General features: G+C 65.2%; 18 protein-coding genes. 3 read left to right on the top strand and 15 right to left on the bottom strand.

Features of this window, described 5'->3' with window-relative positions:
* The first annotated feature begins 4 nt into the window (after positions 1-4).
* Positions 5-1,444, top strand: coding sequence for an aldehyde dehydrogenase family protein (locus FGL95_RS14620; protein ID WP_169587935.1), 1,440 nt, complete (start codon positions 5-7; stop codon positions 1,442-1,444).
* 6 nt (positions 1,445-1,450) lie between these two features.
* Here the strand turns inward: FGL95_RS14620 and FGL95_RS14615 are convergent, their stop codons facing one another.
* From FGL95_RS14615 to FGL95_RS14560, 12 genes are all read right to left on the bottom strand, one after another.
* Positions 1,451-2,935 carry a carboxylesterase family protein gene (locus tag FGL95_RS14615; protein ID WP_169587933.1) on the bottom strand — a complete coding sequence of 495 codons (1,485 nt, stop codon included), beginning with the start codon at positions 2,933-2,935 and terminating at the stop codon, positions 1,451-1,453.
* Positions 2,936-2,941: 6 nt separating this feature from the next.
* Positions 2,942-4,315 (bottom strand): WS/DGAT/MGAT family O-acyltransferase, encoded by a 1,374-nt coding sequence (locus FGL95_RS14610; RefSeq protein WP_169587931.1) that lies wholly within the window; start codon positions 4,313-4,315, stop codon positions 2,942-2,944.
* A gap of 115 nt (positions 4,316-4,430) precedes the next feature.
* Positions 4,431-5,459, bottom strand: a complete 1,029-nt coding sequence (locus tag FGL95_RS14605) for a sensor histidine kinase (RefSeq protein WP_169587929.1) — start codon at positions 5,457-5,459, stop codon at positions 4,431-4,433.
* Positions 5,449-6,168, bottom strand: coding sequence for a response regulator (locus FGL95_RS14600; protein WP_169588238.1), 720 nt, complete (start codon positions 6,166-6,168; stop codon positions 5,449-5,451). Before FGL95_RS14600 ends, FGL95_RS14605 begins: the two co-directional genes overlap by 11 nt.
* A 102-nt stretch (positions 6,169-6,270) precedes the next feature.
* On the bottom strand, positions 6,271-8,733 hold the full coding sequence (locus FGL95_RS14595) for a molybdopterin-dependent oxidoreductase (RefSeq protein WP_169587927.1): 2,463 nt from the start codon (positions 8,731-8,733) through the stop codon (positions 6,271-6,273).
* Positions 8,734-8,778: 45 nt separating this feature from the next.
* The gene (locus FGL95_RS14590; RefSeq protein WP_338079861.1) at positions 8,779-9,348 is read right to left on the bottom strand and encodes a TetR/AcrR family transcriptional regulator; all 570 of its coding nucleotides are present in this window, start codon (positions 9,346-9,348) and stop codon (positions 8,779-8,781) included.
* A 43-nt stretch (positions 9,349-9,391) separates the two neighbouring features.
* Positions 9,392-9,973, bottom strand: a complete 582-nt coding sequence (locus FGL95_RS14585) for a WHG domain-containing protein (RefSeq protein ID WP_169587925.1) — start codon at positions 9,971-9,973, stop codon at positions 9,392-9,394.
* Positions 9,961-10,779, bottom strand: a complete 819-nt coding sequence (locus FGL95_RS14580) for an alpha/beta fold hydrolase (protein ID WP_169587923.1) — start codon at positions 10,777-10,779, stop codon at positions 9,961-9,963. The genes FGL95_RS14585 and FGL95_RS14580 overlap by 13 nt, the downstream gene beginning before the upstream one ends.
* Before the next feature lie 81 nt (positions 10,780-10,860).
* Positions 10,861-11,682 (bottom strand): class I SAM-dependent methyltransferase, encoded by an 822-nt coding sequence (locus FGL95_RS14575; protein WP_169587920.1) that lies wholly within the window; start codon positions 11,680-11,682, stop codon positions 10,861-10,863.
* Positions 11,683-11,758: 76 nt separating this feature from the next.
* On the bottom strand, positions 11,759-12,559 hold the full coding sequence (locus tag FGL95_RS14570; protein ID WP_169587918.1) for an ABC transporter permease: 801 nt from the start codon (positions 12,557-12,559) through the stop codon (positions 11,759-11,761).
* On the bottom strand, positions 12,556-13,566 hold the full coding sequence (locus FGL95_RS14565; protein ID WP_169587916.1) for an ABC transporter ATP-binding protein: 1,011 nt from the start codon (positions 13,564-13,566) through the stop codon (positions 12,556-12,558). The genes FGL95_RS14570 and FGL95_RS14565 overlap by 4 nt, the downstream gene beginning before the upstream one ends.
* A gap of 152 nt (positions 13,567-13,718) precedes the next feature.
* The gene (locus FGL95_RS14560; protein ID WP_169587914.1) at positions 13,719-14,402 is read right to left on the bottom strand and encodes a PadR family transcriptional regulator; all 684 of its coding nucleotides are present in this window, start codon (positions 14,400-14,402) and stop codon (positions 13,719-13,721) included.
* Between the two features lie 75 nt (positions 14,403-14,477).
* On the opposite strand from FGL95_RS14560, the gene FGL95_RS14555 reads away from it, so the two are divergent.
* On the top strand, positions 14,478-15,053 hold the full coding sequence (locus tag FGL95_RS14555) for an NADPH-dependent FMN reductase (protein ID WP_169587912.1): 576 nt from the start codon (positions 14,478-14,480) through the stop codon (positions 15,051-15,053).
* On the opposite strand, the gene eccE is transcribed toward FGL95_RS14555, so the two are convergent.
* Complete coding sequence (gene eccE / locus FGL95_RS14550) at positions 14,990-16,696, bottom strand: type VII secretion protein EccE (RefSeq protein ID WP_169587910.1); 1,707 nt, start codon at positions 16,694-16,696, stop codon at positions 14,990-14,992. The genes FGL95_RS14555 and eccE overlap by 64 nt on opposite strands.
* 89 nt (positions 16,697-16,785) lie before the next feature.
* Between eccE and eccB the strand changes: the two genes are divergently transcribed.
* Positions 16,786-18,273 carry a type VII secretion protein EccB gene (gene eccB, locus FGL95_RS14545; protein ID WP_169587908.1) on the top strand — a complete coding sequence of 496 codons (1,488 nt, stop codon included), beginning with the start codon at positions 16,786-16,788 and terminating at the stop codon, positions 18,271-18,273.
* Here eccB and mycP read toward each other — a convergent pair.
* Positions 18,213-19,649, bottom strand: coding sequence for a type VII secretion-associated serine protease mycosin (gene mycP / locus FGL95_RS14540; RefSeq protein WP_169587906.1), 1,437 nt, complete (start codon positions 19,647-19,649; stop codon positions 18,213-18,215). The two genes, eccB and mycP, sit on opposite strands and share 61 nt — an antisense overlap.
* Positions 19,646-21,112 carry a type VII secretion integral membrane protein EccD gene (gene eccD, locus FGL95_RS14535; RefSeq protein ID WP_420838047.1) on the bottom strand — a complete coding sequence of 489 codons (1,467 nt, stop codon included), beginning with the start codon at positions 21,110-21,112 and terminating at the stop codon, positions 19,646-19,648. The genes mycP and eccD overlap by 4 nt, the downstream gene beginning before the upstream one ends.
* Positions 21,113-21,256: the final 144 nt, after the last annotated feature.

Genomic DNA, 21,256 nt, shown 5'->3' with positions numbered 1-21,256 from the left:
GACGATGACTGCAACAGCAACGCCCGTTCAGGTGCGCGACAAGTTCTACATCGGCGGCCAGTGGGTCGACCCGGCCGGTACCGAGACGCACGACGTCATCAACCCCACGACCGAGGAGGTCATCGCCAAGGTCGCCCTCGGCAATGCCGACGACGTCGACCGAGCCGTCCAAGCAGCACGCTCCGGATTCGACGTCTGGTCGAAAACCGATATCGCTACACGCGCCGAAGTGCTCTACGCGATCTACGCCAAACTGGCCGAACGCGGCGACGAGATTGCGGCATTGGTGACCTCGGAGATGGGCACGCCGATCGCCGCCTCGCGGCTGCTGCAGGCCGGACTACCTGCGTGGTCGTTCGGGTCCATGGCCAAACTGGTCACCGAATTCCCGTGGGAAGAGGAGATCGCCAACTCGCTGATCGTGCGAGAGCCGATCGGCGTCGTCGGCGCCATCACGCCGTGGAACTATCCGCTCCACCAGGTGTGCGCGAAGGTCGCGCCTGCGCTGGCGGCAGGGTGTTCGATCGTGGTCAAGCCGACCGAGGTCGCGCCGCTGTCGTCGCTGATTCTGGCCGAGATCATCCACGAGATCGGGCTCCCCGCAGGGGTTTTCAACCTGGTCAACGGCACCGGTCCGGTGGTCGGCGAGGCCATCGCCGCGCACCCCGGCGTCGACATGGTGTCGATCACCGGGTCGACGCGTGCCGGTCGCCGCGTTGCAGAACTAGGCGCGCAGACGGTCAAACGCGTGTCGCTCGAGCTGGGTGGCAAGTCGGCCAACGTCATTCTCGATGCCGACGACTGGCAGGTCGCGATCATCGACGCCTTCTCGAAATGCTTCATCAACTCCGGCCAAACCTGTTCGGCCTTGACGCGGTTGCTCGTGCCGCGCGAGCAGTTGCCGATGGTCGAAGCAATCGCCACGGCGGTCGCCGAGGCCGCAGTGACGGGCGACCCGTTCGATCTGGCGACCAACATCGGTCCGATGGTCACGTCGGCGCATCGTGACCGCGTGCTCGGCTACATCCGCAGAGGCATCGACGAGGGCGCCACGTTGTTGACCGGCGGCGTCGAACCGGTCGAAGGTGTCGAGCGCGGCTGGTTCGTCCGGCCGACGGTCTTCTCGAATGCCGCGCCGGACTCCACGATTGCGCAGGAAGAGATCTTCGGCCCGGTCATGTCGATCATCCCGTTCGACGACGAAGACGACGCTGTCGCCATCGCCAACGGCACCCCGTACGGACTTGCCGGCGGAGTCTGGTCCGCGGACCGCTCGAAGGCCGAGCGCGTCGCCCGTCGGCTACGGACCGGTCAAGTCGACATCAACGGCGCGGCTTTCAACCCGCTCGCGCCGTTCGGTGGCTACAAGCAGTCCGGCAACGGTCGCGAACTCGGTCCGCACGGTTTGTCGGAGTTCTTGGAGGTCAAGTCGATTCAGCGCTAGCGCCGGTCAACCCCACAGCGCCCGCTCGTCGTCGCGTGGCGCATTGACGACTCGCGACTCGGGTTGATCGAAGGTCATCACGGGTCGCGAGTCGGCGTCGTATCGGGCCCAGCCGGGGTCCTTGCCGTGCGCGAAACTCACCCAGGCGCTGTGCATGGCGTCGGCGACGTCCTGTGCAGGTGCGGATGCGGTCATTCGCTGCGCGCCGCCGCTGGCGAGGGTGTCGAAGACGAACGGTAGCTCCATCGCGTGGCAGGCGCCCATGTTCAGATGTTCTGTGCGCCAAGCAAATTCGTATACGTAGGTTTCGCCACCGGATGCGTGGTGACCATCCGCGAATCTCGCCGTCGGGACGCGGAAAGCGGAGTCGGTGCCGATGGCTGCGAGTACGTCACCAGGTGTGGCGCCGGGACGATTGCCCGTGTAGGTATCGATGAACGTCGGATCGCCGCCGAACCGCGGGACCATCAGGGGCAGCATCTCCGCAGGGAGGCCGGCGGTAATCCCGGTGGGAGCGAGGAACAATCGCATTTCCTCGGTGGTCGTACCGAGGAGGAGCGGTATGTCGGAGGCGAATCCGGCAGCTATCGCGTCGATCGGATAGTGCGGGACGATGTCACCGTCGACAACGGGGATCAGTGGCATCAACCCGAGACCGTTCTTGATGGTCGTCGCGCCATACCGCGCGGGGTCGGGGTTGGCGGCCAAGTCGAGGTACAGCGCGTTCTGCGCGTCGATGACCGCAGCAGAGCTGAGCGCGCCGAAGTCGGTCGACGTGGCGTCGATGCCGAGGCGAGCCGCAAGATCGCGCGCGACCAGTCGTCCGTCCGCCAGGTCGGCGACGATGGATCCGTTGCCGCTCTGCATGATTGCTCGCTGGAAGAGGCCTTTCGCCGCGGGCGAGCCCAGCAACGTCGCAACGCTCATCGCGCCTGCCGACTCGCCGAAGATCGTCACGCGGCCCGGGTCGCCGCCGAAGGACGCGACGTTGTCTTGCACCCAGCGCAATGCGGCGAGTTGGTCGAGTAGTCCGCGGTTGTGTGGGGCGTCGTCGAGCACAGCAAAGCCAGGCGCGCCGAGTCGGTAGTTGATGCTGACGAGGACGACGCCGTCACGAGCGAAGTTCGCGCCGTCATAGGTCGATACCGCGTTCGAGCCGTTGCGGAACGCGCCGCCGTGGATCCAGACCATGACCGGCAGCCCCGCACTCCCAGGGTCCGGGGTCCAGACGTTGACGTTGAGGAACTCCTCGCCGTCCAGCCGGGGGTTCTCGAGAATGTCGTCCAGGGGCTTGTTGTACGGCGGCTGGGGTGCGGTCGGTCCGAAGGCAGTCGCATCGCGGACGCCGTCCCACCTCGGTGCGGGTCCGGGCGCCTGGAACATGGCGGGGCCTGCGGGTGCGGAGGCGTAGGGAATGCCCAGGAAGGCAGTCACGCCTGCCGTCGTTGTTCCCCTGATTTGGCCTTGCTCTAATTCGACGAGAGGGTCCACGTGTGTTCACTGCTCCAATTCGGCGAGGCTGTCTTCGAGGTAGTCGAGAAGGTGTTGCAGATGTGGCACGCTGCGGCGGCAGCCGGTCAGGCCGAATTCCATGTTGTCGGCGTAGCTCAGCACCGTCATGTTCAGTGCCAGGCCTTCGGTCGGGACCGACACCGGGTACCAGCCGAGCAGCCGAGCGCCATTCCAGTACAACGGTTCTCGCGGTCCCGGGACGTTGGAGATGACCAGGTTGTAGGGCGTGCGTCCGTACGCGACGTAGCCGGGGATCAGGTTGAGGCCCGTTGGAACGATAGTCGTCGCCATGCCGACCGCATTGATCTGCAGCGTCGAACGGCCCGCCATGGATTCTTTCGCCGTCAGCATCGACGCTCGGATAGCGGTCAGCCGCTCGAGCGGATCTGCGATCTCGGTGGCAAGGCGGGACAGCACCATCGTCACGGCGTTGCCGCCCTCGCGGCTGGTGTCGGCCACCGGCAGTGCAACGGGCACGGCGGCAATGAGCGACTTGGTCGGCAGCGCGTCGTTCGCGACGAGATATCGGCGCAGCGCACCCGAACACATCGCAAGCACGACGTCGTTGATGGTCGCGCCGTTTGCCTTGGCCACCTTCTTGATTCGATCGATCGGCCAGGATTGCGCGGCGAAGCGGCGAGCACCGGTCAACGACACGTTGAGCATCGTCTTAGGTGCGGTGAACGCGACCGCAGCCGAGTCCTTGGAAATGCTGTCGGTGAACACCTTCATCAATGTCGGTGCCACGCCAGCGACGTCGCCGACCAACTCCGCCGCCGCCCGCCACGGGGCGCGCCGTTCGGTGCTGGACTCGGCCTTTGTGCGTGCGGAGGCGGGTTTGTCACGCGGCGCCCACATCGGCGGTAGCTCGGCGGCCGGATCCGGCGAGTACTGGCCTGCCGACTCTTGCGTCCCGCGAATGCCGTCGACGAGCGCGTGGTGCACCTTGCCGTACGTGGCGAAACGGTTGTCTTCCAGACCCTCGATGAGATGAAACTCCCACAACGGTCGATGCCGGTCGAGCAAGGTTCCGTGCAGGCGGGAAACCAACTCCAGTAGCTCGCGGACGCGTCCCGGCTTCGGGAGCGCAGACAATCTGACGTGGTACTCCAAGTCGACGTCTTTGTCGCGTTCGTCCTTCCACCACAGGTCGCCGAGGATGTTGCTCGGCATGCTCGGTCGACGCCGATACAGCCCGCGCAGAGTGTCGTAGGTGAGGAGGCGGCGGTACAGATCGCCGACGTAATCGGGCCCTGCGCCGTCAGGCAGTTGGAATATCTGCAGGCCACCGACGTGCATCGGCTGTTCGCGTGTTTCCATCAGCAAGAAAGAAGCGTCGATCGGTGCAATCAGGGCCATCGAGAGACCACCTTACCCGCAGCGCTGCGGTCGCGATTGGTGCCGAAGCCGAGCGTACTCTTGCGCATCAAGACCGCATCGTTATCGAATAATCTGTTGTGCGGCAACCGCTTTGTCACAAGGAAGCGAGTAAGGGCAGTCGAATCTCGAAGCGGCAGCCCTTGTCGCGATTGACGGCCGTGATCGCACCATGGTGGGCCTCTATCAGCCCTGCGGCGATCGCCAGGCCCATCCCGCTGCCCGGTGGAATACCGTCGGCGGCGACGGGCGAGCGCGCGGTGGTGCCACGGTAGGCGACCTCGAAAATACGTGGGAGGTCGGTCTCGGCGATGCCTGGTCCGGTGTCGTCGACCCGGGTCCATGCCTGACCGTCGTCGCTGCCGACCGAGATGTCCACTCGCCCGCCGGGGGGAGTGTGCGCGATCGCGTTCGACACCAGATTGGTAAGCACGCGTCCCAGCGCACGGTCGCTGCCGCAGACGACGACGGGCTTCGTCGGTCGCTCCGTGTGCAACGCGACCTCGGAACGTTCGGCAGTCGGCCGACTGGCTGCCAGCACCTCGTCGACGAGCTCGTGCAGGTCGACGGGTTCCATGTCGAGTCGGAGCGTTCCGGCGTTGATCTTCGACATCTCGAAGAGGTCGTCGACCATCGAACTGAGCCGGTTCGTCTCCCCGACGATCTGGTTTGCATATCGTTCGACGTCGGCTTGCTCGCTCACGACGCCGTCCGAGAGTGCCTCCGCCATCGCTCGAATTCCAGCGAGGGGGGTCCGTAGGTCGTGGCTGACCCACGCCACGAGTTCGCGCCGCGACTTCTCGGCGGCACGCTCCTGTTCGCGAATCTCCTTCTCCCACACGGTCCGCCGTGCCTGATAGCGACCGAGCATCAGCGCTGCAGGCACCGTCACCGCCGCGACGACAACGAGCACGATTGCGAGCCGCTCCAGCTGATCGTCGAACATCATGCCGCTGATTCCGATGACGCCGGCGAACGTCGCGATCGTCGGAATCAGCACCAGGACAGCCATACTCGCGGTCAGCGACATGGTGCGTGCGCGGCGCAGAATCAATGCTCCGAGCAGGACGACCGGGATGGAGAACGCGAGCGCGTAGGCGACGATGCCAGGAACGTTAGTCGGCATCTGCACCGCCGCCATCGGGATCGGTTCTGGCCCAGGCATATCCGCGACCCCACACTGTGTCTATCCGGTGGTGGTCGCCGAGCTTCGCGCGCAGGCGCTTGATGTGCACGGTGACCGTCGACAGGTCACCGAAGGTCCATCCCCACACGTGCTCTAGCAGTTCCTCGCGGGTGTAGACGCGGCGCGGATGCGCGAGAAAGAAGGCGAGCAAGTCGAATTCGCGGGCCGTCAGGTCGACGGGGGAGCCGTTGATCAGCGCCGCTTGCGCATCGACCCGGACCTCGATGGCACCGTCGCGCAGCGTGCGGTTGTCGGCGGTCGGTCGCTGACTGGACCGCCGTAACACCGAGGCGACGCGAAGCGCGAGTTCGCGCGGGCTGAACGGCTTCGTGACGTAATCGTCTGCCCCGGCCTGCAGGCCCAGCACGCGGTCGTCCTCGTCGCCGAGCGCGGTGAGCAAGATGATCGGGACGTTGCTCTTGAACTCGGTCCGCATGCGAGCGCAGATCGCGATGCCGTCCGGTTCGGGCATCATCACGTCGAGGACCGCAAGGTCGATGTGGGTGCCGCCGCGATTCGAGCCCGCCAGCGCCGCCATCGCCTGCGGTCCGTCGACTGCCTCGATGACGGTCATGCCGTCACGCTGCAGGTAGCGGCGCACGACTTCCCGAACCACCGGGTCGTCGTCGGCAACGAGGATGTGCACGATGTTCAACGATATGTCGTTCCGGCACATCCTGGCCCAGGTGTCATGGTTTCGTCACCCGTGCGCGCGTCTCACCCCTCCAGGGGTGAAATTCACGCACAGTGTTTACAGCACCGCCTCCACGCGGGCGGGGACGTGCTTGTGCCAGGGGGTGCCGGCGATGGGGTCCTTGTGCTTCGAGGAGGTGAGTTCGTTGGGCGCGATACCGACGGCGACGGCGCCTCCGTCGGTGCCGATGTTGTCGACGCCGAGTCCGTTGGGAAGGGTGATGTGACCCGCGCGGAGCGTGTCGGAGACCTCGACGACCGTCTCGGCAGCGCCGGCTTCGGTGATCACACGAACGCGCGAGCCGGTAGTGAAGCCCATGCTTTCGGCGTCGGCGGTGCTCATCCGAAGTGCGCCTGCAGCATCGCGACGTCGCCAACCCGAGTCGCGGATGATCGTGTTGGCGGTGAACGCGCGACGCTCGCCCGCGGCGAGGATGAACGGGAACTCCTCGCTCGTCCACGACTGCTCAGCGTCGAGCTTCGCCAGTTCGGTCAGCAGCTCGGGGATCGCGACCTTGATGCGATGCTCGCGTCCGCGCACGTAGCTCCACGCATCCGACCAGTCGTCCACCGTGAACGTCACGCCGGAACGCGAGTTCAGGATTGCGTCGAACAGTTTCGTTCCGGGTTGCGTTCCCGTGCCACCGAATCCAGCGCGCCGCACGCCGGCCGGATTCGCCGCCGCGCACAGTTGCGCGGCACCCCACAGCGCGGCGGCGCCGCGCATTTTGGGCGGCAGGGTCTCGCCGAGAGTCTCGTACAGCACCGCCGACGCGAGTTTCATCAACGACGGGTCCGCTGCAACGCTGGCGAAGAAGGCCAGAGCGAAGGCATCGGGACCTGCGTGGGCCGCCTTACGGAGGCGTGAAATCGTCGCTACCGGAATCACATCGAGCGCGCGAATCACGCGGGCATAGATCTCCGGTTCCGCGAGGGTCCCTGGCAGCGGGTCGAGCACGGGGGCTCGTAGTTGGAAGACGTTGCGTGGGAACTCGAAATTGAAGAACGTCGCTTCGCATTTTTCGAACTGCGTGCTCGCGGGCAATACGTAGTCGGCGTGCCGAGCGGTTTCGGTGAAGGCGACATCGATCACGACGACCAGGTCGAGCGCGTCCAATGCCGCACGGAATCGAGTGGATTCGGCCAACGAGTGCGCCGGGTTGACGCTGTCGATCCACATCGCGCGGAAGCGGTCGGGGTGATCGGTCAAGATCTCGTCGGCGATCGAATTGCACGGGACCAGGCCGCCGATGATTCGGGCACCGGTGACCGGCGTCGTTCTGCCACCGCCGCCACCGACCCCGCCGCCTGCAGCGACTTTGGTGATCGGTGCTTTCGACAGCAGGGCGCCCGCGCCTCGATCGGCTAGTCCGGTGGTAGCGGAATATTCTGCGGCCGTGGCGATTCCGGCCGTCACAACATCGGCTACGAATCGCGTCGCAACCGCGCCGACGGACGCGATCACAGAATCCAGCCGCGATGGTGCCTTGCGTGGACCGCCGCCGGATCCACCACCCGCGATCGCCACGAACGACGAGTGCAGGCTCATCGTGCCCGGCTTGCCGAAGTTGCCGGTCAGGATCCAGAGCAATTTGTTGAGGTAGGACGACAGCGTGCTGTGTGGCGCCTGCTGGATGCCCAAATCCTCGTAGGTGCAGGCAGTTTCGGCATTTCCGATGGCGCGGGCGGCCGCACGGATCAGATCTTCGGACACTCCGCAGGTCTGCGCGTACTCGGCGACGGGAATCTGGGCGAGCGCGGCCAGGACTGGCTCCGTGTCGACCGCGTGCTCGGCGAGGAAAGCGTGATCGACGAGGTCTTCTTGAACGAGGACCGCTCCCATCGCTGCCAGGCACCACGCGTCGGTGCCCGGACGGACCTGGAGGTGGATGTCCGCGAGGTCTGCGGTCTCGGTGCGGCGTGGGTCGATGACGATCATCGTGCGTTTCGGGTCCGCGGCCATCGCCTTCAGGACAGGCCGTGCGCGCGGGAAACTGTGGCTCTGCCACGGGTTCTTACCGACGAACACCACGACGTCGGAGTGCTCGAAATCGCCTTTCGTATGGCCGCCGTAGAGCTTTCCGTCGACCCACATCTCGCCGGTCTTCTCCTGCGCGAGGGCGTTCGAGTAGTACTTCGAACCGATCGCCGCTTGCAACGCTGCGCCGTAAGCCCGCCCCAGGTGGTTGCCCTGGCCCGCGCCGCCGTAGAAGAAGATCTTGTCGCCGCCGACGGTGTCGCGGATCTGGCCGAGGCGGGCGGCGATCTCGGAGATCGCTGTGTCCCAATCGATCTCTTCGTAGCTACCGTCGGACCGTCGGCGTAGCGGCGACGTCAGCCGGTGCGTGCCGTTCTGGTAGTGATCGAGCCGCATTGCCTTCTCGCACGTGTAGCCCTGCGATGCCGGGTGCTCTTTGTCGCCGCGGATCGTCTTGAAGCGGCGACCGTCGAGTTCGATCTTGATGCCGCAATTGCATTCACACAGGATGCATGCGGTCGTGTGCGAGGTTTCGGTCGTCACTGGTGGGCTCCCTGCTATGACGAGCGGTATAAGTCTGGACCGAACTTACTCGACAGTCAGAACGCTGGCAAGAAGGGCTTTCTCGACGCGATCCAGGGCAGTGGTGCTCCGCTGCGCGCGGGCAATGATGATGGCGCCTTCGACTGCGGCTACGGCGGTCGTTGCGAGAACCTCGGCCTTGGCCTTCGGCATTCCGTGCTGCCAGAGTGCGGCCGCGAGGATCTGCTCCCACGCAGCGAACGCGTCACCCGCCGCGTGGCCCGCACTCGGTGCTTCGCCACCTTCGAGCGCTCCAGCCGCTACCGGGCAGCCAGCAGTGTATTCGCTGTTCACGAGCTGTTTTCTGAAGAAGTTCACGATCACCGAGAGCGCTTCGGCCGGCCCTTTGGTCGCGCACAGACCGCTGATTGTCGACGCCATCATGCGGCCGGCTGCCGTTGTCGACTCCTCAGCCAGTTGCTCCTTGCCCGCGGGAAAGTAGTGATACATCGAGCCGCGAGGCGCTCCCGAGCGTTCGACGATGTCCGACAACGACGTACCGGCGATGCCGCGCTCGCTGAACACCTGGCGCGCGCCATCCACGAGGCGTTCGCGGGCGGTCGGCGTGTTCGTCACAGACCAAGTATGGGCTATGTCGATCGGTATAGCCAGTCCATGGTCAGTGCCCTTCGGCGAGCGCGGTGAGTCCGGAGACGAGCACGTCGAGAAGGTGCTCGAAGGTGTCGTCGATCGACTGGGGAAGGCCGAATCCACCCAGGTTCTCCAGTGCGGTGAATCCGTGTAGCGCGCTGCGCAATATTCGAGTCGCGTGGATCGCGTCGTCGTCGCCGAAGTTGTAGCCGCGCAGCACCTTGGTAAAGAGACCGACCAATTCCGCACCGGCAGTGCGGAGTTCGTCGTCGGCTGGATTGTCGTGGTCGGGCGCGCGTTGCATGGCGGCGTAGCGTCCCGGGTAGCGGCGCGAATAGTCTCGGTAGCTGGCACACAGCGCGCGTAGTGCGTCGGTACCCGACCGGCCGACGGTTGCCGAGCTGACGATTGCCGTGAGCTCCCGGACACCGACCAGAGCGAGTTCGCGACGCAAGTCGTCGAGGCCGTTGACGTGCTTGTACAGCGACGGCACTCGAACGTCCAACTGTTCGGCCAGCCGCGCCAAGGTCAGCGCGTCGAGCCCGTCCAGATCGGCGATGTCTGCGGCTGCCGAGACCACCAGCGTCGGCGTGAGGCCTACTCGGGGCACGGTGTGCGGTCCAGTGAGTTGAGGAATTCGACTACCGCGGGAGCGACGAGATCGACGCGCTCGCTGTGCGGGTAGTGACCGGCTCCCGGAACGATGACGACCTGGTTCGGTCCGGGGTGGCGCGCCGCGATGCGCTTGGCCTGGTCGACGGGATCTGCGAAATCGGGATCGGCGTCGCCCATGACGATCAGCGCTGGGTGGTGAACGCCGACGAGCGCGTCGTCGGCTTCCGAGTGATCTTCGTAGAAGATTGCGTGGACCGCTGCGAACCGGCCCGACTCGGCAAGGTTGCGCTTCAACTCGAGCCGTCGAGCCTCGAAATCGGCAGGCTTGGTGCCGAAGAACTTCGGCCAGTAGGCAAGCCACCCCATTCGACCGATCCCGGGAATGCCGAAGACCGCGGCTGTCGCCTTGTCGACGAGGCTGATCGAGCGTGTCAACGCGAACGGGCCGGTGAGGACAAGAGCAGCCACGGCCGCGGGGTCCTGACGTGCTGCGATCACCGCAGCGCCGGCGCTGCAACTGTTGCCGAACAGGATGGCGGGGCGGTCGCTGAGGTGCTTCGCGAGCGCCAATATGTCTGTGGCAGTGGCGCTGTCGCCGTATCGACGCCAACCGGCGCTCGACTCGCCGAGGCCGCGGATGTCCATGGCTGCGACTCGGTAGCCGGCTTCGACGAGCGCTGGGGTGATGTTGTCGAACGTGCTGCGCAGGTCGCCCATCCCCGGGGAACAGACCACGAGCGGTCCGTCGCCGGTGACTTGGTAGGCGAGTGTGCCTTCCGCGGTCTCGAGGAACTCGGTCATGTCGTCTCCTATGCTTGCTAGCCTTATAGCTAATAACATTAGCCAAAAGAGCTGCGATGTCAACAACTTCTTTCCGTGCGCTCAGTCCGCAGCGAACTCGAGCAGCGTGATCGAGGGTCTACGGTTGCGGATTCTCGGAAGGCTCAGCAACGCCCGGACCGCCTTGGCGCCCCACAGTCCGCGCCCGAGCGCGACATCGACGTCGACGACCGACGCGATCCCGGGGATCCGCTCCGGCAGTGCCCTAGCCTCGTCGATCGACAGGTGAAACGGCATCGGTGGGGTCGTGTACTCCGCGCCTTTCACCGGCGCTCGTCCCTCCAGCGACTTGGCACTGATCGCCTGGGAGATGTTGTCGAAGAGCAGTTGTCCGCCGGGGAATCTCGCGGCGATATCGGCGATGAGCGCGAGGACGTCTGCAGGCGGCAAGTACATGAACAGACCTTCGGCGGTGACCATGACCGGCGAGCCGATGGGCGCGTGACGCATCCACGAGCGGTCCAGTGCCGACGCTGCGACGTGGGTGAGCCTGGGATCGGCAGGAAGCAGTTTTTCACGCAGCGCCACCAATGGCGGGAGGTCGACCGAGATCCAGTGCATCGCAGGGTGATTGATGCGCCAGAAACTCGTCTGCAGACCCTCGCCGAGAGCGACGACAGTGCCGGTCGGATTCCGCTCGAGAAAGTCGCGAACGACGCGATCGAAGGTGAGAGCGCGTAACGCGAAATTCTGGCTGTGCTTGCCGAACTTCTCGTACGGGAAATCGATCGCCTCGTAGACCGCCACTGCCTGTGGATCGTCGTATGTCGAATCGGAGCGAGCCGCCTCGACGGCTCTGTTGCGCAGCGTCCACAGAGCAGTTTCGGGCACGCCACTGAGTGCAGTTCCGTCGACTTTCCCCACGTCGCCGAGTCTAGCCAGCCGAACCGTGCGCGAGTCTTACCCCGTCAGGGGTGAGACTCGCGCACGGGGGCGTGGCCTACAGCGACCGCTGGAAACTGCGGAACGCCGATATCGCGAAGGCGAAGGCAGCCGCTGCGAGCGCGGTGAGGAGCCCGAGCTGCCAGGCGACCGATCCCCAGTCCTGCGTTCCCGCCAAACCTGACCGGCCCACGTCGACCGCCCAGGACACGGGGTTGTAGCGCGACACGGTCCGTACCCAGCTGGGCATCAGGTCAGGCGCCATCATCGCCGATGACAAGAACGTCGCAGGCAGGACGATCATCTGCGATATCCCGATCAGCGCGAGCTGGCTACGAGTGATCAGTGCGATCGCGGACGAGAACGAGCAGAACGTGGCTGCCAACAGCGTTGCAGCGATGAGTGCCAGCACCAGTCCCAGCACGCCGCCATGAAAACGCGCTCCACCGAGGAAGCCGATCAGCAGCACCATCGCCGATTGGACCGCGCTCACCGCGAGCTGATTGGCGAGCTGACCAGCGACGAGCGCGCTGCGCGAAACCGGAGCTGTGAGAACGTGATTCATGACGCCACTGTCGATGTCTTCGATATAGCCGGTGCCTGCCCACGCGCCCGAGAAGAGCACGGTCATCATCAGCACGCCCGGCACCAGGAAGGTGATGTAGCTACCATCGCCGAACCCAGGAATCGTGCCGATCGACTTGAACACCTGCCCGAACAACAGGATCCAGACAATCGGTTGCAGCAGGCTGACGCCGACGCCCCACGATTCGCGCAGCGTGTTCATCGACCATCGCTTGAAAACCTGTCCGGCAGCGACCGACCAACCGGCAGTGGGAGCTTGCGCTGTGGCGATCATGCCGACACCGCCTCTAGCGCTGCTCCGGCCTGGTACGCCCTGCCTGCATAGTGCAGGTAGACGTCGTCGAGCGATGGTCGAGACACCGAGATTGCACCGAACTCGATTCCAGCGGAGTCGAATTCACTGATGACGCGGCCGATGATCGCCGCTGGGTCGTCGGCGCGCGCGTAGAGCCGCCCGCTTGTCCCGCGGGCCTCGACGACGACGTGGCGCAGCGCCGAGATCGACTGCGCCGCAGCGCGGACCGCAGCAACGTCGGGTTCGAAGAGTTCGACACTCAAGGCGTCGCCGTCGAGGGTGGCTTTCAGTTCCGACGGCGTTCCCTCGATCACCGCGCGACCGTGGTCGATGATGAGCAGGCGGTCCGCGAGTTCGTCTGCCTCTTCGAGGTAATGGGTCGTCAGCACGACGGTGAGCGACTTTTCGCTGGCCAGTCGCCTTATCTCGGACCACATTTCGGCACGAGCCTCTGGGTCCAGGCCGGTGGTCGGCTCGTCGAGGAACAGGACCGAGGGCGAATGAATCAGTCCGAGTGCGACATCGAGTTTGCGTCGCATTCCGCCGGACAGCTTGGCGACCTTGCGGTCGGCAGCATCGGCCAGATCGAATTGTGCGAGTAGCCGTCTGGACCGATCGATTGCTTCGGGCCTCGAGATTCCGCGCAGTCGCGCCGACATGACGAGATTCTCCTGCGGGGTTTGGCGTGGGTCGGCGCCGGTCCCTTGGGAGACGTAGCCGATGCGGCGACGGACCTCGTCGGCGCTGTGTGCAACGTCGAAGCCGCCGACGCGAGCGGAACCCGACGTGGCCGCCGAGAGCGTTGTGCAAATTTTCGTGGTCGTCGACTTGCCAGCGCCGTTGGGTCCGAGCAGGCCGTAGACGGTGCCTGCCGGGATGGCGAAGCTCAGGCCATCGAGTGCGTGGACGTCGGGCTTGCGACGGGCGCCTGGGTAGGTCTTGACGAGATCGGTTGCCTCGACAGCAAATACAGGTTGGTAAGACATCAGATTCATCCTTCTGGGTTGATGGATGAACCGTCGAGCACGCAGGCGATATGCTTTTGCTTGCAGACGAATCGCAGAGGCGCCTTGTGCGTCGATCGGTTCGGATCCGGTGACGGCTCGGGTGTTGGCGCACTCGAGCCGTTGCTGTGTCGTCAGTTCGTCGGTGGTCCTGGCACCCCCATTTCTGCGATGAACGAGTCGAACACGGCGGGCGGCAGGCGACCGTCGGGGTAATCGGCGCGAAGTTCGTGCAGTCGGCGCCAGAAGTCTCCACCGCCGATTGCTCCGGTCTCGATCTGGTCGGCGAGCGCTGTGGTGTAGTCGAGTTCCGCGCGCGCCATGGCCAATTCGTACTTGGTCTCGATGACGAACAGTTCGGGAAGGAATCTCGCCGCCTCGGTGACCGAGGCATCGATATCTGCGATGCGGCCGCGTACGGCTGTGGCGCGCGCACGAAGTAGGCCAACGCATTCGTCGGGCGCAAGCAACGGCATGAAAGACAGGGCCGCCATGAACTGAGGGAATTCCTTGACCGGCTCGCTGATCAATTGCCGTAGCCAGCCGAGCACTTCGGTGACCCCGGAGGCCGTGAGAGCGTAGACCGTCCGGGCGGGACGATTGCCATCCTGCTCGGTCCCTGTCGGTTCGATCAGGCCTTGCCGCACAAGCGAATCCACGACCGAATACAGCGACCCGAAGTTCAGCCGCACCGATTCCTGCTTGCCGCGTTGCTGCAAGGTCTGAGACATCTGATAGGGGTGCATCGGACGCTCGTACAGCAGCGTGAGGACCGCCAATGCGAGCGGGTTTCCGCGGGCGAACGGCTTTCGCGTCATGACACCTCCTAATACTCTGGTCAGAGTATCCGAGTCCGAGTATTAGTCGCAAGCGTTCCCTAGTAGTTTTGGCGCATGGACTCCGACGTTGCTCGCGACCCGCTGCGCTTGGTGCTGATCATCGGCAGTGTTCGTGAAGGGCGATTCGCACCCGTTGTCGCCGAATGGTTTCTGCGCCGGGCTCGAGTAGACGGGGCGTTCGACGTCGACGTCATCGATCTTGTCGACACACCACTGCCCGCAGATCTGGTCGTGACCGACGCCGTCCGCGAATATCGGGCACGCCTGGCTGCCGCGGACGCGTTCGTCGTGGTGGCGACCGAGTACAACCACGGCTACTCGGGCGCATTGAAGACGGCGTTCGATTCGGCGAAGCACGAGTGGCGTGCCAAGCCGGTCGCCTTCGTGTCGTACGGCGGGCTGTCCGGCGGTCTGCGCGCAACCGAACAACTACGCCAGGTCGTCGCCGAACTGCACATGGTGTCGATCCGCGAGACGGTCAGCTTTCATCAAGCCAAGAAGCGCTTCGACGCCGACGGGGAGGTCGATGACGGTGCGGCCATCGACGCAGCCGAGCGCATGCTGCGTCAGCTCGCGTGGTGGGGGACAGCGCTGCGCACAGCCCGCGCCGCCGATTCGTACCCCGGCTGAGGCCCGGTCGGCTGGACGCGACTCCCACGCGCTCGGCCGATGAACGCCGATTCGCGCGGGATGGTGACGAGCGACAACTCGACTTTCGCCGCCCCGGTCTCCAGCAGCACGCGATTGCCGATCGCGCCTGGCTGGTGAAGCGCCACATCAGGTTTCGCCTCGGGCCAACGGCTGGGATCGGTCGTGAGGTAGATCGTGGTGACACCCGCGTGCGGCGGCGGAGCAACACCGCCGTCGACGACAGTGGCGTTGAAGCCTGCATTCGAGTTGTTGGCTTCGCCTGCGATGAGCAGCCGCTCCGGGTTGGCGATCGTGGTGATCAGGTTCTCCCACGCGTGGGGACGGTCCGTGCGAATCAGGACGCGTGCGCCGACGGCAAGTGCGCGGAACACGATCTGCTGTGCAAGGTAGATTTCGCCCGCGATGTAGACGGTCGAGATTCCGGACCCGACGATGCGAGTCGCGATGCCCTGCTGCTGTTCGTCGGACCCCACGAGCTGCCCGCAACCGGACGACGGCAAATGCAGGCGACCGAGGTCGTCGACAGGGAACTCGTGTACCGGAATGGCGTTCTCGAGGCCGGGCACTGCGATGGGGAGGTGGGCGAGCACGCCGGCACGGTGCTGACCGTTGCGAGAAACCAAGCCGCTCAATCGAATCGGGTCCGGCTCGGTGCGCGATGTGAGGCGCCAGCCGGCACCGACCGATACCGAATCCGAAGTGCTGCCTGGCCGCAGCCGGACCGCGACCGTGGTGCCACGCGACTGCGGTATCCAGATCTTGGCGAGCAGGTCGGACCCGAGCCGGTTCGGGTTGATGGCGGAGCCGATGTTGACGTTCTCGCCGAGACGAGCGAGCTTCCAGTCGTGCGCCAAGCGCGTCGGGTCCGCACCAGCCGTGATTTTGAGAACCGCTTCCCGAATCTCGGGAGCGGTCAGGATTCGCGAGCGGCAGCCCGCGTCGCCGAGGGCACGCACGATTCGTTGCGTCGCGATCGTGACCGCTCGGCTGGCGCCTTCTCGTCCGCCACCGCGCCGCTCGACCGCGTCGGTGCTGCTCGCGGCGTCGAGACTGATCGCTAGCCAGACGTTTCGCACGGCGACCGCAGGCAGTGGACCGATCAGTTGCTCGTAGACACCGCTGGCAGGCGTGCCAGCCCGTGTTCGATGACCGTGGCTGATGATGTCGATGCCGCCGAGCGTGACGTCGTGCTGATGCAGCGAGCGCGCCAATGCCGTAAGCGGAAGGAGGTGCGACGAGTCGAAGGCCTCACGGGTGATCCGCGTGAGCCCACCGCGCGGTGGGAGCACTTCGACGACTGCGACCACTGTGGTGCCGTCCCAATAGAGGCCGAGCGACCGTCCCGACGGCGCTCGGTAATCGACCGTGTTGCCGAGCGAGTATTCCTTGATCGTGAAATAGCGCCACGTCGTCGCAATCCAACCGAGCAGCGACTGTTGGGCAACCCTGATCAACCAGATCGCGCCGACCGCGATCGATACCGCAACGGTGACCCAGCCCGGCACGCCGGACGCGATGCAGACGACCGCGACTGCGATGCCGATCAGCTGCGCGACCAGCAGATTCGCGACCGAAATCTTGCCGAGGACGGGCCCAGGCGTCGCTCCTGACCGATCCAACATTTGCTCCCCCGAGTAACTGCCCGCTTAAACAGCGTTTGTCGAAACTGTACTGTGTCGTGCGGGAGCAAGCGCGGCTTGGGGGAGGGAACATGGCTGCACAGCCGACGACGCGACTGCAAGTCAGTGGCTATCGATTCTTGGTACGACGTATGGAGCACGCCCTGGTCCGCAGGGATGTGCGGATGCTGCACGACCCGATGCGGTCGCAATCACGGTCACTGATGGTCGGCGCGATCCTGGCGTCCCTCGGTCTCGCCGCCTGCGCCGTTCTCGCACTGTTGCGTCCACAGGACAAGCTGGCAGACAACAAGATCGTCGTCGGCAAAGATTCGGGCGCGATGTTCGTGATCATGGGCGACACCTTGCATCCAGTACTGAACCTGGCGTCGGCACGGCTGATCGTCGGCAGCGCCGCGAAGCCCGCCATCATCAAAGAGTCGGAGCTGGCGAAGAAGCCCCGCGGACCGCTTGTCGGCATTCCCGGCGCGCCCTCGGCGCTACCGTTCGATCGCTCCGGCTCCGGACGCACGTGGACAGTGTGCGACGCAGTCGGATCCGACGGTTCGAGCGACCTGTCGACCTCGGTCCTGATCGGCGATCCCACACTGGGCGAACACATTTCGGACCTGGGTGGCGGCAACGCAATTCTCGTCAAGAACAAGGACGCCACGTACTTGGTCTACGACGGCAAGCGGGCGAAGGTCGACGTCAGCGGCACCACCCCTGACAGCACGGCGGTCATCGCGGCGCTCGCGTTGGAGGGTGTCACGCCACGAGCGATCAGCCCAGGCCTGTTCAACGCCATTCCCGAAGTGCCGCAGATCGTGCCGCCGAAGATCGATGCTGCCGGATCGAAGCCGAGCAAGGAGATTGCCGGGCAGAACATCGGCGCGGTCATTCAGTCGACGCGCAACGAGAAGACGCAGTATTACGTCGTCCTACGCGACGGGGTTCAGGCGATCAGCTCGGTGACCAAAGATCTGATCCGTTTCACCAATCCGTCGGGGTCGAAAGACGTCGAGAAGGTGGAACCGTTCGACATCAACAAAGCGGGAGTGGTGGAACGACTCGACGTCGCTACCTACCCGGAGACCGCGCTTGCCGTGACGAAACCCGACGAAAAGCCGGTCAGCTGCCTGTCCTGGAAACCGGTCCGTGGGACCGACGAAGATTCGCGGTCGGCGCAGGTCAGCCTGCTGTCAGGTCGCGCCTTGCCGATCCCTGACAAGTCGAAAGCGGTGAAGCTCGCGCAGGCCGACGGCTCGGGGGAGAAGGCCGACACCGTCTATCTGCATCCCGGCGATGGCGCCTACATTCAGGCGACGGGCATCGATCCCGACAGCCTGCGCAAGGACGGCACCTTCTTCGTCGCAGACACCGGTGTGCGCTTCGGGGTTCCTGCAGGCAAGGACGCCACCGCACTCGGGTTCGACACCAATCCTGAACCCGCGCCGTGGCCGATCGTGTCGCTACTGGCACACGGCCGAACGCTGGACAGGGAGTCGGCCGTCGTCGCCTACGACGGTCTGGCGCCCGACGATTCCACGGCGGCGTTGCCGGAGGACTCGGCCAACTGAATTCGGCGGCGGATCGGAAACGATGCAAGCACGCCGAGAACGAGCAACGTTGCGATGATTCCTGCACCGATGAGCGCCACGTTGCGTGGGCGGTTGTCCGGCGCAGGCGGGGCAGGCGGTATCGGCAGCTTCGCCGAGTTGGGCGTGAGAATCCGGCTCAGCTGGTCGGGGGACACCGTCGCGGTCACCGATGCGACCGGGTCGATCACGCCGAATCCGACGTAAGGATTCCAGCCCTCCGCGGGGGCGTGGGCTGTCGCCTTGATCCGTTTCATGACTTCCGGAGCCGATAGCTGCGGAAACCGTGCACGCACCAGCGCGACCGTTCCCGCGACCAGTGGCGCCGAAAAGCTCGTGCCCTGGAACGTGCCCTTCTCGCCCTTTTCGTTGGTCTTCGTCGTCGTGTCGACACCCTGTTGCCAGTTGACTGGATTGAGGGACGTGATGTTTTCACCGGGCGCTGCCACATCGACCCAGGGACCAGGAACGGTGAAGCTCGAGGCGGCGCCGTTGCTGCTCACGGAGCCGACGGCGAGGACGAAATCGTCGTACCACGCAGGCGACACCGCCGTGGCGACGCGGTCGTAGGGGTCGGCCGTCGGATGGAGGGGATCGATCCCCGGATTGGCGCCTTTGCATGATTCGCGATCGTTGTTGCCCGCCGCGGCAACGATGACGGCATCGTGCTCGACCGCGGCGTAACGCACTGCAGCGCCGAGAGCGCGGTCATCGAGCGTTGGTGCAGCACAAGCGACTTCGGAGATGTTGATGACCTTGGCGCCGAGATCGGCGGCCCGGACGACGGCCGCGGCGAGGGTGCCCACATCGCCGTAGCCGTCGGCGTTCTCGCCTTCCTTCTTCTGCGCACCGCGACCCTTGACTTGGTAGATGGCGCTGGACTGGCGGAGGGTGAGGATCGTCGCGTCGGGCGCAACCCCGGAGAAGCCGTCCGCCGGATCGTCTTTTGCCGCAATCAGACCCGCGACGATGGTGCCGTGAATATCGCAGTCCTCGGTGCCGTCGGAGTTGCCGACATAATCGCCGCCCGGCTCCAAACCTGGCAGCCGAGGATGCGCCGCAACTCCGGTGTCGATGACGGCAACCTTGACGCCCTGACCTCTACTGAATTGCCAAGCTGAGCGAAAGTCGAGGTAGCGCTGCGGCTCGGGAACGGCCTTCGACGCCGCCAACGGCACGGTGAAGAGACAGTTGGTGCCCTTTTCGGTATCGGGTGCCGTGGGGGCGCCCTTTCCTGGCAGCTGCGACGGATCGATCGGCAGCGGGCCACGGGCGCTTGCCGTTCCCTGGCCGAGCACGACGGTCAGGCTCAGGACCGCGACGACGCCACACAGCCGGACTGCTCGTCGCGCGCTCACAGCCCGCGCAACATCGAGTACAGGTCGCCCACCCAGCACACCAGCGGTAGCACCGCGGCGACACAGGCGTATTCGATCAACTCGACCGCTCGGCGCAGCGGCGGCGAGAAGGTATGCATCGGCGCGAGGATGCCCATCGAAAGTGCCGCGACCGCGATGACCATCGCGGCACCGAACACTGCAAGCGACTGTCCGGACGTGACGGCCGAGCCGACCAGCAGCGTAACGACGACCGCAGCGCCGCCGCCGATCAGTGTGATCGCTTGCTCGGCGCTCGCGTAGGTCCGTCCGCGAAACATCAGTACAGCGGCGCAGACCAACGCCAAAGAGGTTCCCGCCCAATAAATTCCGTGCACCCCCTGCTCGGCGGCGACCAGTGCGCCACCGGCGGTCACGACGGTCGCTGCGCCGACCAGTCCGGTCAGGTACTGACGCGCCCGCTGCGCCAAAGCGGCGAGCGCAGTGAACGAGGGCATGACCTGGTTGTCGCTGGGGTCGTCTTCGGCGGGATCGACGGACGTGCCAGGCGCAGGCACGTTCGGCAGTGGCAGCTTCGCGAGCATCATCGAGATCCGCGGCGCGAACGCGAGACCGATGAGGGCGGCCGCTGCGACGACTGCGCCGATCGCTCGTGTCGGATAGTCGGTGAGCACCTCCACGAGGGCAGCAGGTGCGATGAAGGCGGCTGCGGTTGCGGCCCCGGTGAACAGCGTGAGACCGACGCCGCTCACCCGCAGCGCGAGAACTGCGGTGGCGCCTGCGGTGGTCGTCCCGAGAAGCAGTTGTGCCGCAGACAGGTCACCGGGGACGAACAGCACACCTGCGGCAAACGCCGTCGGTAGCGAGCAGCCACTCAATACGAGAGCGCTCGGCCCATCGCCGTAGACCCGGCTGGTGACCGTGCCGGCGATGAGGAAGAGCAGCGCAGCGAACAATGCCGCGACGGCGCCGATGACGTCCTCTTCGCCCGCGCCGGACCACAGCAACGCAAAGCTGCCGACGGTCGCGGCAACACCCGCTACAGCAGATCCCATGAGGCGGGCGATCCGAGGCGTCCAGCGGCGGTAACGGCCCGCGTCGACGGTGGCAACGTTGTACATGATGTCGTCGTACAACGGTGTCGGAGCCGTCGCGGTGAGGCTCTCCAGCATCAACAGCTCGCCGTCGCGAACGCCGTGCTCGGTGAGACTGAGCGTCGAAGACAGCGGCGGCCTGCCAATGCGCGCGAGCACCCAATTCTCGGGTTCGACCTGCTCAGGGGCCTCGTCGAACTCGTTGGTGTTACCGTGCCCGCGGATCATGTCGACGATTCCCGGAACGAGCAGTGCCACCGGAACATCGGCAGGCAACGCCAGGTCGACCTGCGTCGACTGAGCGAGGATGGTCAACCGGCACAGGTCTGGTGCACGGACTCGAGAAGGGCTCGATTCACTGCCAAATTCGTTGCTGCGCGCTTGTGCCACGACGTTCCCCCAACTCGTTTCGATGCAGGTCCGAGCCCACATCGCCCCACAAGAATGCCCATCGACTGTACGACATGTCCGACCCGGCCTCTACTATGAGCACCGAACGAGGGGGTCTCGGCCGTGTGTTCTGACGGCCAGTAC

Source organism: Antrihabitans stalactiti, assembly GCF_012932915.1.
Classification (GTDB): Bacteria; Actinomycetota; Actinomycetes; order Mycobacteriales; family Mycobacteriaceae; genus Antrihabitans; species Antrihabitans stalactiti.
This window is presented reverse-complemented; position numbering and strand designations above follow the sequence as displayed.